Below are 14,190 nucleotides of genomic sequence, written 5' to 3'. Positions count from 1 at the left end.
GACATCATTCCTAAATACGCAGCAGCAGCGCACACGCAAATCACGCGTACACCAAGGAACGGTCTGGTAAGTTCAAGTTGGTCAGTCTGAGGGTCAAGTCGCCATAATCTGGCTTGCTGACGGTGCCCTTAAAAAATCGGCCGCGCCAAAATTATCTAAAATATAAAACGATCCAAATACGACTTCGCGTTTCGCTCTCAAACTCCTTAAAAATACTATCAACGTCCCCTTAGGCAGAAAAATTAACGACACCGGCTGTTAACGCAAGGGAAAAGAATCTGTGCCTGTGCGGCTGCGGGCATGTCGCTTCGCGCCCTTGGATCAGCGTCAAATCCGGCGCGGATTGCTAAGCATTTAGGAAAAAACAGTTTTTAGCGGTGTTTGCGGCTCTCCAAGTGGTTTTTGTCGCGGAAAACCCAAGTTTTCAAGGATATGGCCGATCGCCGAAGTAGGGAATACCCGACCATCATTTGACGCGTTTAGATTGTGTATTTGGCCCTCAGCTCACGTTGCGAGCTGTCGCAAAGCCGCGTATCAGGCCATCGAAATCCAGATGCAAAACGCCGATCCGTTGCCTTGAACAGACGCCACTTCAAAGCGCCAACCGTTGTCTGCACACAGCTTTTGCACGATGTTCAACCCCAGCCCATGACCATCGTAAGTGCCGTGGCGGGCGTAGTTTTTCTGCACAGCCGCAAGGGTCTTTTCGTCCATCCCCGGTCCGGTATCAAAAACCCAAATACCGACCTTTTTACCTTGCCGCCGACAGCCGATCAGCACGCCGCCTTCGGCAGTATTTTTGATCGCATTTGACACAAGGTTCGACACAGCCCGCATCAGCGCAAATGCGTTTCCGCGCGCGCGCACCGAGGTCTGAACCACCCGCAGCGACAGGTCCTTTGCAGCGGCCTCATCGGCAAACATGGCGCGAAGCTTTTCCAGTATCAGCCCAAGATCAAACTCTTCATCTGCCATCGGGTCCACTTCGGCCTGCACCTGCGCGTCCGCGCGTGTTTCAGCCATTTGCGACCGGACAATTCCATCAAGGTAATCAATCGCATCACCAATTTCGGCAGAGCGTTCCGACCCGGCCTGCGGGGCCGTCATCGCCATGCGCAGTGATGACAGCGGTTGCTGGATATCGTGGGCCGCAGCGGCCATGCGTGTCGCCATATCCAGCTTTTCGCGCGTGAGCGTCAGTTGCGACTGAAGCGCCGCTTCGCGCTGTACGCGTATCTCGCGCACTTGGCCGAACATCGCAAAGGCCAGTGTGATTGCCTCGAACAACAGGCCTACCATCAGGATCAGAGTGATGTCCGACCAGCTTAGATAGGCGGAAAAGAACGCGGCAAAAGCAAACAGCAAAAGCGTCGCCGTGATCGCGAGGCATCCGACCAGAAACGGCCACGCGCCTGTCAACCCTTTCACCACAGCGAGAGCGCCGTTCGCACCGATCAGGCAGATGCACAACGCGGCCAGAACTGTGATCGCAAAGGGTGAAATCCACCCCTGTAGGAAGGCAAAGTTCACCACCAAAAGGCCCAGTGCCGCGGCCAAGAGAACCTGCCTGAACGCTTGAGAAATTCTCGGCTCTTGCGCGAAAAAGGCCCGCTGGAACAGCAAACCTAGCGACAGTGACCCTATCGCCCACCATGATCCCATGACCTGATAGAACCCAGCAAGCAGCGCATCACTTTGCGGCAGAAAAAGTGCATTTGTCGTCAGGATATGCATCGTCACGCAGCCCACGTAGCCCGCGTAATATAGCGCGATGTTCCGGCGCAGCGTGCGGATCAGCAGCACGGTCAGCAACGTGATTCCGATCAGACACCCTAGCAAGAGCGCGATCTGCATGTCCTGCCGTGTCCGGCTTTGCGTGTATCCGGCTGGCATCTCGATCGACAGCGGCGCGGATGAGGCAGCGTTGGCAAAGCTGACGTAGAGTGTGCCCGCCGTGTCGGGTGGCATGTCGAAGGGCACGTTCACATGGCGATCCGCCCCCGCCCAATCAGAAGCACCGCTGAGCGACAGTAGCGGGACGATCCGTGTCGTTCCATCATCAACGACAAGCACCGCCTCCTGTGGGCCCGTTGGCCTGTCGTTGAATGCCAGTATCCATGTCTGGCGGTCAGAGGTCAGGTTCGCCACCGGGATACGCAGATGGAAGATGCTGTCATTTGCGCCAAACCCGATCAACGGCGTCGCTATGGGGTCAAAGGCATCTTGGGGCAAAGCGATCAGGTCACGTGGCCCCAGACGCTCTTCCCAGTTTTCTGGCGTCAGCGCGGGTTCGCTCAATGCGCTGGCAAAGGGCGCCACGTCAAAGGGCGCATGGGCCGGATCAAGACTAAGCCGGTCTGAAGACTGCGCCACGGCAGGGCCATGCATCAAAATGAAAACCGCCGCAGCCAAGATGGTCGCGTCGCGCAAACCGCGATGACAGGCAGTAACCAGCATGATCAATAATCTGCGCATTGTCTCTGTCTGCTCCATTCGGTGCTTTGCTGCAACGATCGTGCCACGGATGGCGTGATCGACAAATGGTCAGGGCGCACCGATGACGATGCGCCCCGACTTCTTAGGATACCTAGTTTTGGGCATCGACGCGGAATGCACCGGTGGTGATGTCGATGTTGGCCAGATTGTCTGTCTCGACCACACGGCCGGTTGTTGTGCCGACGATCACATCACCGCGTGCCCCGGCGACAGAGTCGCGCCAGCCGCTTGTGGAGGAGATATTCGCGGTAGTTGAAACAGTCCGGCGCTGGTCGCCGCCAAAATAGCCGCTTAGATTGCCTGTCATCGTGCCTGCATCAAAGCGACGGTCTGTCCCGTCGATATTGCCCGAAATTGTCAGCGCGCCGTTGAGGCTTTCCAGACCAGCGTTGCCATTGGCGGTGTTCAGGCCGGTCACACGCCCCGTGACAGGGTTGTTATCGCCGCCGATATCGACCCGCATTGTCATGTCGCCGATCATCGTATTGATATCCGACGATCCCTCGACGGTCATACCGGTGATCCAAGTGCCTTCGTAAGTGACGTTGCCGTTTTTCGGCCCGAAGAAATTGCTGTTGCGGGCCAGACCGAAACCGTCGCTGACCTCGTTGCGCAGCGCTTGCACCTGACCGGGTGTGCCAAGGGTTGAAATGGGCGGTGTGGGGCGGATCTGCTCGGGCGGCTCGGTGCCCATATCATCGTCGATTGTGGTGCCGCCACAAGCTGTGATCAAAGAAATGCTTGCGCCAAAGATGATTGTTTTCAATTGGATAGTCATTGGTTCGTCGCTCCGTTCGTGCGTTGTTGCTATGACACGAAGATGCGGCGACGGGTGCCACGAAACCATAGGGGGAACTCCCTATTCGACGGGGGCTTTCAGGGGTTAAAGCTGGTTTTGAACATCAAAAAGCCCCTCGCGGATGGCGTAGGCCAGCAATTCGGCCATGGATTGCACCCCAAGCTTTGCCATGATGTTGGAGCGGTGGTTTTCAACGGTCTTCGGGCTGATCCCCAAATGCTCTGCGATACCCTTGGTGGTCAGACCGCCGGCGATGCTGCTGAGGATCTGGCGTTCGCGCAGGGTCAGTTCCGACTTGTCATCACCAGCGCCAATCAGCGACGCCGCATCAGACGAGATCACTTTGCCACCGGCAAGAAGCGTGGGAATAGCATCGCGAAATTCGGCAATGTCACCGCGCTTGGTGAATATCCCCTCAGCACCGGCGCTTTGAAATTCCGTCAAAAGCGAGCGGGTGGTGATGCCAGAGAACACCGCAATTGCTGTGTCCGGCGACCATCGCTTCACCTCTGCAAAGACCGAAATACCCTGGGCAAACGGCATTGCGATATCCAGCGTCATCAGATGCGGTTGGTGCTGCTTGGCCAGCGACACCGCGCTTAGCCCGTCCTCGGCCTGCGCCACGACTGTGATATTGCCTTGCGCGGCCAGAATATCAGCCAACCCGCTTCGCAAGATCTGGTGATCGTCCGCAACAATCGCGGTATATTGGGCGGTCCGGCGCATGACAGCATAGTCACGTATGATGCGCTGAACACAAAGACATTTTTGATAAGCGAAAGGCGCGAGCCTTAGGTGAAGAGCAAAACAATCATCGCAATCGCCATACCCATCATCATCAGGTTTTCTGTCAGGCTGACAAAACCAAGTGGCACGTTTGAATTGCCGCCCACACACGCACACTTCAACTCGCGCTTGTCGACGTAGACCGCCTTGAAAACGCTGATCGCGCCGATGGTCGAGATGATGAGCGCGGCAGGGGCTGCGAGCCATGTCAGCAACATACCGGTCATCAAAACGCCTGCCGCTGTTTCCACCCACGGATAGATGTAGGCGTAGGGCACCCACCTGCGGGCAAGCAGATCGTAGTTAAGAAACATCGTTGAAAAGCTTTCGATGTCACGCAGCTTTTGCATCCCCAGAAGGATCATCGACACCGAGATAAACCAGCCCAGCGTCTGCCAAGTAATCGCGCCCAAAAACCCGATGGACAGGGCAAGTGCGGCGGCAGCGGCCACCGCGAACAGATAAATCACGGGCCGGTAGGTTTTGGTTTTGGGATCGTAGTCAGTCAATTTTTGGCGCAAGGCGTCATAGCCGCCAACACGCTCTCCATCGATCCAGATCTGCGGCGTGGTCTGGACATCGTGTTCCTGCTTGAAGGCATCAACCTCGGGCCGGTCCCGGAACAGGCGATCATCCACGTCATAGCCGTGACGGTCCAGCAGCCAGCGCGCCTTTTGACCTGACGGACACAAGTGATTGGGCAGCGCCATGCGATACAGGACAGCCGTTTGCCCTGACGCGGCAGTCGCAGGTGCCGTGGTGACTGTGGCAGCGTCACGGGTGTCTTTTGGCATAATCGGCTTCCTTTGGCGAGTTGTTCAACGCTGGGCAATTCCTATCGACCTTATATACCCATATGGGGTATATAGGCAAATTGACAGCAGTTGGCTCCAAATAAAAGGGTGCACATGATGAAAGCGAACAAGGAAAAGACGCTCGACCGGCTGTCGCGGCTTGAAGGACAGGTGCGCGGTGTCGCAGGAATGGTCGCGGATGATCGCTATTGTATGGACATTCTGGCACAAACCGCTGCGATCCGGTCCGCGGTGCTGGGTGTGGAGAAGCTGATCCTTGAAAATCACGCCGCCCATTGCGTCGAAACCGCAATCCAAAGCGGCGATCCGCAAGAGCAACGGGCGAAGTTCGATGAACTGATCGGGCTTTTGCAAAAAGCGTCCAAGTAGAGCGTAGCGTGGCCCCCCTCCGTTTTCTATTTTCTAATTTCACTATTGCCATTCAGACCCACACATTCGGACAGACGCGGCAGTATTTGCGGAAGAGCACGCTCCGCTGGGTCACCGTTTGACCAATTTCGAACGCTTGCCGCACTGTCGCTCGATGCTGGCCTCCTATCCCTTGGACCCCTCCTTTATGGGGGTAGACCGGCTGGAACGGTTTCACCTAAGATCATCAGTGTATTCATTTTTCGGGTCTTATGATGATGTATTGCCTCTCCAAGGTCCGCCCTATTGCGGCGGTGTTCTGTCTGGTCGTCCCCCACGTTGCATGGGCGCAAAGCAACGACTGTCTTGAGCCGCTTGACGTGCAGCCGATGGGCGAGCTCACGCTTGACCTGAATGGTGAAACACGGACACTTGAGTTCCTTCAAGTTTCTGTCGCGGATTTTGTGCTGGGCGATGTCGAAGCCTTTACCACCGCGGCCTACCTGCGCGACACGCCGCAGATTAATCCGCTTTTCAACATCTGGAGCCTGACCGCCTTTCCCGCCGGTTATGGCGCCACGCTGGCCGCATCTTTGTGTGGCGAGGATGTGCTGGACGCCTTTGACAGCTTTCAGCGCCTGTCCGAACTGGGCGGTGTTCTGGGCGGCGCACTGACAAGTGTGTCGCCGTCGCAAGCAGCGCTTCGGCCGCTTCTAAGCGCCCAGCTACAAGCGCAGGCATCCCCTGACGACGTGCAAACAATCCAAGACCTGTGGGCCGACATTGACGCCTTTGATGCGGCTTTGCCGGATCGGTCCGGCGCGTTTCAGATTGCGATGCGAATGGCCAATCTTGATCCCAATGCGATCTTGACAAACACCGATCTTGCGCCTGACGAGATGATGGCACAGCTGAATTTTCTGGAAAGTCCCGAATTGATCGCGCAGCTGGACGATCCATCGCTTATGACATGTCCCTGCGAACTGGACACGATTGAAGCGCATCTTTTCGGTGCGGCCGGTCCGCCGCTCAGCGGCGATAGTCAATCGTGGCAGTTGGCTGATACGCGCAACGCAGACTTCACCGTGACGCTGGACGCCGTGACGCGCAACGCAGACGGCACACTGATGGTGTCCGGCAGTTTTGCAGGCGCGCTGGTCGCGATGTCTGTCGATCCGGAGGCCACTTCTCCGTTTGGGCTGGTGACGGTCGAGCGCGGCGACACCTACGCTCCGGTTTCGGGCAGCTTTGAAATCCCCGCGATGATGAGCGGCAGTCTGCTGCGCCTGCCCAAGCTGTTCTGATGCTGCTGCGGTCTGTCCTTGCCTTTGCGCTGGTTTGGCTGGCTTCACTCGCGGGCGCGCAGGAGCGGAGCTTCATCGATTTTGATGAGCGGATGGCCGAGGCGCGCGGCGACGCCGACGCACTTGCCACGCTGATGGCCGAGGTGGAAAACGGATTTGGTGGCGCCAACGATTTCAACATGGTCATGGGCGACAAGGAGTGGATCCGCGTCAACGACGTGCCTGTGCGCGTGCAGGTCGGTGGTGATTGGGGCAACTACACAGTCAATTGCAAGGTGCGCTTGCAGTTTGTCGAGCGAACCAACCCCGACGGTTCAAAAAGCGTCATCGGCGGCTCGTGGACCGGCGGGTTTGAAGCCGGCTATCGCTACGTGTCACAAAACGACACCCAGACGATTACAGCCTACCGCGACGACGGCGCCGATGACCGGTTCGAGACTTTTGTGTCGGGCGACATGCTGATTGGTCCTGATTGCACGCCAGGATCCGGACAGGCCCCCGAGATTGCCGAAAACGCGCGGATCAAACAGCTGCAACAGGCGGAATTGGATTGCGTGAACGCGTTGCTGCGTCTGGCCGAAGCTTTGGCGTGGAACGCGCCGATCCCGGGGGAATGCATCTACCGGAACGCACTTTTTTTGGACTATGCCCAAGATATTCAGTTAACAGAGCGTAACATCCAGATGACCCAGCAATGCGTGCTGGAATCGCTCACAAGGATTGGTGAAACGGAACGTGCCAGCGCCGCATGTCAGGCATGGATGGATGAATATTCCGACGTCATCGAGCGGGCGTTGGGCCTATGCGATATGCACGAAGACCCGTCTGCCATTCTGGTCATCATGGACCCACGCCCGCTGCATTTCAAAGCGCAGTACAGCTTCGGGTTTCAACGAACGGACTGCAAAACGCTGACAGTTGAAGCATCGTTTAATCTGGCGCCAGACGATGAGTTCCAAGTCGAAGCGGTGTTCCCGACGCCGGATCAGTGTCTTGGCGTGGATTACGTCAGGCCGACATTGCGTCTGGCCTTCAACCAACCGGTGCGCCAGCCTGAGATTGAAGAAAAAATCAGACTGCGGGTCATGTCGGGCGGGAGCGCGCAAACCGTGCCTGCGACCATCAGTGAAACGGCACCCGGCATTGTCGATATCGCGGTGGATCAGCAGCTTGAGCCGCTGACCTTCTATTGGGTCGAAATTGCGGACGGCGAGGCCGGTTTACGCAGCGCGTCAGACGTCGCGTTGGTTGCTGACCGTCGCGATATGTCACTCTATCCCGAAGTGGCACCGCTTGTTGCAGCGGGTCACCGTCCAGCGCTGTGGTTCCACACCACAGCCGTATCGGACATGGATCAGGTCGCGAACAACCGGATTGACGTGCGTGCGGGTGTCTATCAGGTCACTCGCGACGCCCAACTGATCCGCGACCGACCAACCGCGACACGTGTCTGGTTTGACTGGCAGGAGGAAGAGGCGGGCGACGGACGAACCCGCGAACTTTGCCTGAACCTCAAGCTGACCGATTTTGCCTCCGGCGCGCCGCTTTATCCGGAACAGGAAGCGACCATCAAGCCCACGGACGACTACACAGAAGAAGAGCTTCTTTACGCGGAAGACAGCGTGAATTTCTTTGGTTGGTCGCCAACCGGATCAGAAACCGAGGTTGTCGTACAAGCGACACCGCCGATCTATTGGCACGCCCCCGACAGTGACGCGGAAGCGCCGGAGCTTGTTGGGTTTCAGGACGTGCGGCACCGCTCTGATGAACCGGTCAGCCTGACCCTGAAATACGGCTATTTGCAGATCGCCGATTTTGAAGATGGCTTGAATGACGATACCGCCCGCAGGTTGGCGGTCCATATGCGCGCAGCCCGCGACTATACGTGGCAGATGGCCCCGGTTCGGGCTGTGCATCTTGAGAATCTTGGTAATTTCACACCCGAGGCGCTTGGGCTTTCCGCATCATCGCAAATCACGTCCATTGCGGCGGCTGAGGGCGTGTCGGCGCTGACCTGTCTTCTGGGATTTTGCAAGCTTTCACCCGAACTCCGGACGATGGAATTCACGAACCTGATCGAGGCGGCGACAAAACGATTTGCACAACAGTATTGCCGCGAAAATCTGAATGCCTGCATTTTGGTTGTGCCAGGATTGATCACCAATCACCGCGACGTCACGACCTGGACCAACGGGCGTGGGATTTTCGTATCAGCAGCTGCGATGGGGCTCCCGTCGCAATACGATCTGAGCGATGATCAGCGCAGCGCAGAGTCATTGTCTCGCTGGCTTGGAAATGGTGCGGACGCGGCGCATGAGGTCGGTCATTCGTTCGGACTTTTTCATGTTCCTCTGCGACAGGAAGGCAACGATGACTACAAACGCCTGAATCGCACTGGCGGTATTTTTGAAGGGATCGACGGCATCCGCATGGCCACAAATGGTAACGGCGGGCATTTCAAAAGCACTGAAACGGGCAATCCGGAAACGCCGCGCTTTCTTGCACCACTGATGTTTCCAAGCCTTTTGCCAACGGGTGCAACGCATATTCTGGATGATCACTACAGCACCTTGGCGCGTAATATTTACGGCGGAAACACTTGGGGGCAATCAACCTTTTCGGACAATCATCCCCACGCCAAGATTAGTTATACGGAATACGAGCGACGGATCATGCAGTCGCGGCTAACGCTATTCGACAGCATCGACCCACCTGACATCCTGCAAGTTGCACGCCCGATCGGCCACGATCCGTCGGCGACGGATGTGGATGAGGACGGGATCATGCTGCGGTTCAGCATCTTTCGCGATGCCGATGGCGCGCGGCTGATATACGCCACCGCACCCGAGGCGGTTCGTGTTGCTGCTGCACCAGCGCCAGAGGCGGATTTCCTCAAGGCAATCGTTTGGGCCGGTGACACGCAGGTGGCCGGAAGAGGGTTTGATCTGTCCGATGACGACCTGCAGGAGGTATCCGTTTTCATGCCTCTGACCATCGCCGCTCAATCCGACGTGACGCGCGTCACGCTTGAAAGCGATGATGGCCAGACACGGTGGGAGCATATGGTTGGACAACTGCCCACCGGACCCGTGACCTTTGCCACAACTGCCGACGGCTCAGCGCGCTTGACGTGGAACGCGGCCGCGCCCCAGACACAGGTGACGGTTGGGTTTGATAATGGCGAAGCGGTGACGCCTCTGGGCATGACGACAGACACTGGCCAGTTTGATTTCAATCTGCTGACGGCGGGTGTTGTTGGACAAGGTGGCTTTGTCCTGACGTTTGACAATGGCATCTCACAGACCGTCCTGTCGGCCCCCGCCAGCATCAGTACGCCGTTTATCGCGCTGGAAGACCAGCAGGAGGGCGACGCGCTTCAACCCTCACTGACCGTGCGCTTTAACCGCATCATTGCCGCACCGCTGCCGGCGTTTGTGATGACGCAGGACGGCGCCGCAATCGATGTTCCGGTCTTGGCGTCGACCCTTAGCGACGAACTATTCCTGACACCGAGCCAAGCGCTTGAGCCCTGTGCGGTCTATGAAATCAGGGCTGACGGTCAGATAACGGACATAAATGGTATCCGCATGCGGACCGCGCCAGTTTGGACGATAGACACTACAGGCGAAGATTGCGTCACCGCCCCCGCGCCCGCGGCATCTTTCGCTCAGGTGGTCATGACGTCCGATGCGGGTGAGCGGACGTTTGATGGAGAAGTCGCAGTTGATGCGGCAAATCCATCGCTCGTGATAAGCCTGCCACGGCAGCAAATCACACTCGCGCTGCCTGCACTTGAAGCGGGAAACTACAGTCTGGTCGAGATCACACGCGGCGAAAGCAGACGCGATCTGATCGTGCAATTCGCGACAGGCGGCACTGCTGACCTGACGCTGACCGAAGCCGAAGGGCAGTTGCAGGGCACATTTAGCATCCCCATCGCGAACGGAACTATGAACGGAAGTTTCGCGACACGCCCCTAGACCGTATTTGCTGCGATATCCGCGAAGTGCTTTGATTTGTTGTGAAGCAGCTGAGAGCAAGAGCCTAAGGGCACTCCCGCCAAATGCGATCTGGGTGTGGCGACTAATTTTCGGGCAGCATCAAGAAAAAGCGCCCACCAAGCGGGCAATCGAACAGTGATAAGGCTTTTTCTCCGCTTCCGCAGCTTGTGCCGCGCGTTCGATTAAGTGTGTCGTCGGCGCAGCTTCAGCATGGAGCGCTACGGACGGGCCAGTCTTGCAGGATCCAACCCGTCCGCAGCTACAGCAAACGCTGTGTGGATCAGACTTGGTCCTTTGACGTCAGATCGTCAAGGTATCGGGCCTTCCGCACGCCAAATGGGGATGCCCGAATGAAACTTTATACCAAATACACCCTTGGTGCGGCCATTGTCGCCCTGATTGCCGGGTCGGCCACGGCACAGGACTGCGCCGATCCTATCAAAGTCGGGGTGCTGCACTCGCTCTCTGGCACGATGGCGATTTCTGAAACCACGCTCAAAGACACGATGGAACTGCTGATCGCACAGCAAAATGCAGCCGGTGGTCTGTTGGGGTGCGAGATCGAAGCGGTTGTCGTTGATCCAGCCTCCGATTGGCCGCTTTTCGCGGAGAAGGCGCGTGAATTGCTGACCGTGTCCGAGGTTGATGTGATCTTCGGCTCCTGGACATCTGTGTCGCGCAAATCAGCCCTGCCCGTTCTGGAAGAGCTGAACGGCCTGATGTTCTATCCCGTTCAATACGAGGGTGAGGAAAGCTCCAAGAACGTGTTCTACACAGGCGCTGCACCAAACCAGCAGGCTATTCCCGCAACTGACTATTTCCTTGAGGAACTTGGCGTCGAGAAGTTTGCGCTGCTCGGCACCGATTATGTCTATCCCAGAACCACCAACAATATCCTTGAGCAATACCTGATCGATGCAGGCATTCCCGAGGAAAACATCTTCGTCAACTACACCCCGTTTGGTCATTCCGACTGGTCCACGATTGTGGCGGATGTGGTTGAACTGGGCGCTGATGGTTCTCAGGTGGGTGTGATCTCAACGATCAACGGTGACGCCAATATCGGCTTTTACAAAGAGCTGGCCGCCGCCGGCATTTCGGCGGACGATATCCCCGTCGTCGCGTTCTCGGTGGGTGAGGAAGAGTTGTCTGGTCTGGACACGTCCGACCTTGTCGGCCACCTCGCGGCTTGGAACTATTTCCAGTCTGCAGAAAGTGACGCCAACGCCGAATGGGTTGCCGCATGGAAAGACGCCATGGGCGAAGACCGCGTCACGAACGACCCGATGGAAGCCCACTATATCGGCTTCAACATGTGGGTGAACGCGGTGACCGAAGCGGGCACTACGGATGTCGATGCCGTGCGCGAGGCCATGTACGGGCAGGAATTCCCGAACCTGACCGGCGGCACCGCCGTGATGCTGCCGAACCACCACCTCGCCAAGCCGGTTCTGATCGGTGAGATCACGGCGGACGGCCAGTTCGACATTATCTCCCAGACCGAGGAGGTTCCGGGCGATGCATGGACCGACTTCCTGCCAGAATCCGCGGTGCTGGTCTCTGATTGGAAAGACCTCGGCTGTGGCATGTACAACACCGAGACCGAGACCTGCGTTCAGCTGACGTCGAACTACTAAGCAAAAGCGGGTTCGGGCGTTGACGCGTCCGACCCCCCTACCCGCTGCTCCTTAAATCGAAAGAACAATCCCTTATGGTGCGTGTCCTGCTAAGCCTGTTCTGGTTGCTGGTCTCTGTCAGCCTTGCGTCTGCACAAGACTTACAGACGATATTGCAGACCCACGCCGATGAGGTCGCCAAACCATCGCGCAATTCGGTAGGCGTGGTCTTGGACGATATGGTCGCTTCGGGACTGCCGCAGGTGCCGGTTTTTATGGAGCAGTGGGCAGATCGCAACGTTTGGCAAGAGGACGCCACGGACTTCTTTTTCATTGCCTCCGAAGATGGCGATACTCTGGCCCTGCGCGATCTGGATAGCGGCCTTGAAACGACTGCCTCCTCGGATGGATTTACACAACTGCGCCCCAACGGCGGCGTGCGGCGTGTCATCGGGACCGCGCTTGTGCAGTTTCAGCTGTCCGATCCGGACCCCGAACGCCGACAGTCCGCTCTTGATAGTATCGCGCGGCGTAGTGACGCCAGCCAGCTTGCACCGTTGACGGCCTCACTTGAGCGAGAAGATGATCCAGCTTTGCGCGCCCGTAAAGAACAGCTCATCAGCTTTTTGATCGCGCGATTTGGCGAAGATACACAGGCTCGTATCGCCGCAATCGAAAGCATGTCTGCCGATACATCCGTCGAGGCGCGCGCCGTGCTGAGCCAGATATTGGCCACCGAAAGCGGCGTCGCCGCAGCGGCCCCTGACGGCAATATCGCTACCATCCATGATCCGACGGACGATCCCGCCGCCAGCTATCTCAAACTTGTAGATGCGGGCCTTGCACCTGCCATCGTCCCCTCAAGTGACATCCGCACCGCACTTGAGGCTAATATCTCGGACGGGCGCGTTGGCGGCATTCCTCTGGCACAACTGGACAGCCAAGAGATGCGAAACGAAGCCTACCGCGCCTTGGCACGCGATGAGGTCGTGCCGCCATTAGTGACGCAAGACGACATCACAGCGGCCCTTGAGAACGCGGTCTTCTATGACCTGTATACCGAAGATGACCCTGCCATTACCGACGCGGCTCGTGCCACACTGGACGCCATAGAGACGCAGGTGGGTGTGGAACAGACCGTTGATCTGGCGCTGGACGGGCTATCGCTTGCGTCGATCTACTTCTTGGCGGCCATTGGCCTTGCCATCACCTTTGGGCAGATGGGCGTCATCAACATGGCACATGGAGAGTTCATCATGATGGGCGCCTACACTGGCTATGTCGTGCAGCTTTTTGTGCCCGATTACACCGTGTCGTTGCTGATCGCCCTGCCGTTGGCCTTTGCCGTTACATTTGGCGCAGGCGTTGCAATGGAACGGCTGGTGATCCGGTATCTTTACCACCGTCCGCTTGAAACGCTTTTGGCTACATTTGGTATCTCCATCGCCCTGCAACAGATCGCCAAAAGCATCTTCGGGACACAGGCCCGCCCGCTGACGTCGCCTGATTGGCTGGGAGGCGCGTTGATGATCACAGACAACATCCAGATCAGCTATATCCGCATCGCGATTTTCGTATTGGCGCTGCTGTTCCTGTGCCTGTTGCTGTTCATCCTCAAGCGCACGCGTCTTGGATTGGAAGTGCGCGCCGTGAGCCAGAACCCCGGGATGGCGGCCTCCATGGGGATCAATCCCGACCGGATCAACATGATGACCTTCGGTCTTGGCTCTGGCATTGCGGGTGTCGCAGGTGTGGGCATCGGCCTTTATGCGCAGGTCACATCAGAGATGGGCGCAAACTACATCGTACAAAGCTTCATGACCGTTGTGGTAGGCGGTGTCGGTTCGGTCTTCGGCACGCTGGCCGGGGCCGGACTGATCGGGTTCCTGCAAAAAGGTATCGAGTGGCTGAACCCGTCCAATACCTTGGCCGCCCAGACCTACATGATCCTGTTCATCATCTTGTTTATCCAATTCCGGCCCAAGGGGATCGTCGCCCCCAAAAGCCGCGCGGCGGCGGACTGAT

9 protein-coding genes are annotated in these 14,190 nt (G+C 57.5%); 5 read left to right on the top strand and 4 right to left on the bottom strand.

Annotated elements, in window-relative coordinates; translation table 11 throughout:
* Positions 1 to 534 precede the first annotated feature (534 nt).
* The 4 genes from V8J84_RS04390 to V8J84_RS04375 form a co-directional block, all read right to left on the bottom strand.
* Positions 535 to 2,475 carry a sensor histidine kinase gene (locus V8J84_RS04390; RefSeq protein ID WP_339928434.1) on the bottom strand — a complete coding sequence of 647 codons (1,941 nt, stop codon included), beginning with the start codon at positions 2,473 to 2,475 and terminating at the stop codon, positions 535 to 537.
* A gap of 112 nt (positions 2,476 to 2,587) precedes the next feature.
* The gene (locus V8J84_RS04385; protein ID WP_339928433.1) at positions 2,588 to 3,274 is read right to left on the bottom strand and encodes a hypothetical protein; all 687 of its coding nucleotides are present in this window, start codon (positions 3,272 to 3,274) and stop codon (positions 2,588 to 2,590) included.
* Positions 3,275 to 3,379: 105 nt separating this feature from the next.
* Positions 3,380 to 4,021, bottom strand: coding sequence for a response regulator transcription factor (locus V8J84_RS04380; RefSeq protein ID WP_339928432.1), 642 nt, complete (start codon positions 4,019 to 4,021; stop codon positions 3,380 to 3,382).
* A gap of 65 nt (positions 4,022 to 4,086) precedes the next feature.
* On the bottom strand, positions 4,087 to 4,875 hold the full coding sequence (locus V8J84_RS04375) for a glutaredoxin family protein (protein ID WP_339928431.1): 789 nt from the start codon (positions 4,873 to 4,875) through the stop codon (positions 4,087 to 4,089).
* Positions 4,876 to 4,992: 117 nt separating this feature from the next.
* Between V8J84_RS04375 and V8J84_RS04370 the strand changes: the two genes are divergently transcribed.
* The 5 genes from V8J84_RS04370 to urtB all read left to right on the top strand — a co-directional run bounded on the left by V8J84_RS04370 (position 4,993) and on the right by urtB (position 14,189).
* Positions 4,993 to 5,265: a metal-sensitive transcriptional regulator gene (locus tag V8J84_RS04370; RefSeq protein ID WP_339928430.1), complete on the top strand. Its 273-nt coding sequence runs from the start codon at positions 4,993 to 4,995 to the stop codon at positions 5,263 to 5,265.
* Positions 5,266 to 5,522: 257 nt separating this feature from the next.
* Positions 5,523 to 6,548 (top strand): hypothetical protein, encoded by a 1,026-nt coding sequence (locus tag V8J84_RS04365; protein WP_339928429.1) that lies wholly within the window; start codon positions 5,523 to 5,525, stop codon positions 6,546 to 6,548.
* Positions 6,548 to 10,528, top strand: coding sequence for a hypothetical protein (locus V8J84_RS04360; protein ID WP_339928428.1), 3,981 nt, complete (start codon positions 6,548 to 6,550; stop codon positions 10,526 to 10,528). Before V8J84_RS04365 ends, V8J84_RS04360 begins: the two co-directional genes overlap by 1 nt.
* A 371-nt stretch (positions 10,529 to 10,899) precedes the next feature.
* Positions 10,900 to 12,186, top strand: a complete 1,287-nt coding sequence (gene urtA, locus V8J84_RS04355) for an urea ABC transporter substrate-binding protein (RefSeq protein WP_339928426.1) — start codon at positions 10,900 to 10,902, stop codon at positions 12,184 to 12,186.
* A 74-nt stretch (positions 12,187 to 12,260) separates the two neighbouring features.
* The gene (urtB, locus tag V8J84_RS04350) at positions 12,261 to 14,189 is read left to right on the top strand and encodes an urea ABC transporter permease subunit UrtB (protein ID WP_339928425.1); all 1,929 of its coding nucleotides are present in this window, start codon (positions 12,261 to 12,263) and stop codon (positions 14,187 to 14,189) included.
* Position 14,190 lies beyond the last annotated feature (1 nt).

Origin of the sequence: Yoonia sp. 208BN28-4 (assembly GCF_037543925.1) — a bacterium.
Classification (GTDB): Bacteria; Pseudomonadota; Alphaproteobacteria; order Rhodobacterales; family Rhodobacteraceae; genus Yoonia.
Note: the sequence above shows the minus strand (reverse complement) of the source record. Positions and strands in the feature narration are given on the sequence as shown.

What these genes read in the sequence shown, in the direction of transcription:
- V8J84_RS04390 (WP_339928434.1), bottom strand. Translation starts at nt 2,475, where the DNA reads ATGCGCAGATTATTGATCATGCTGGTTACTGCCTGTCATCGCGGTTTG.
- V8J84_RS04385 (WP_339928433.1), bottom strand. Translation starts at nt 3,274, where the DNA reads ATGACTATCCAATTGAAAACAATCATCTTTGGCGCAAGCATTTCTTTG.
- V8J84_RS04380 (WP_339928432.1), bottom strand. Translation starts at nt 4,021, where the DNA reads ATGCGCCGGACCGCCCAATATACCGCGATTGTTGCGGACGATCACCAG.
- V8J84_RS04375 (WP_339928431.1), bottom strand. Translation starts at nt 4,875, where the DNA reads ATGCCAAAAGACACCCGTGACGCTGCCACAGTCACCACGGCACCTGCG.
- V8J84_RS04370 (WP_339928430.1), top strand. Translation starts at nt 4,993, where the DNA reads ATGAAAGCGAACAAGGAAAAGACGCTCGACCGGCTGTCGCGGCTTGAA.
- V8J84_RS04365 (WP_339928429.1), top strand. Translation starts at nt 5,523, where the DNA reads ATGTATTGCCTCTCCAAGGTCCGCCCTATTGCGGCGGTGTTCTGTCTG.
- V8J84_RS04360 (WP_339928428.1), top strand. Translation starts at nt 6,548, where the DNA reads ATGCTGCTGCGGTCTGTCCTTGCCTTTGCGCTGGTTTGGCTGGCTTCA.
- urtA (WP_339928426.1), top strand. Translation starts at nt 10,900, where the DNA reads ATGAAACTTTATACCAAATACACCCTTGGTGCGGCCATTGTCGCCCTG.
- urtB (WP_339928425.1), top strand. Translation starts at nt 12,261, where the DNA reads ATGGTGCGTGTCCTGCTAAGCCTGTTCTGGTTGCTGGTCTCTGTCAGC.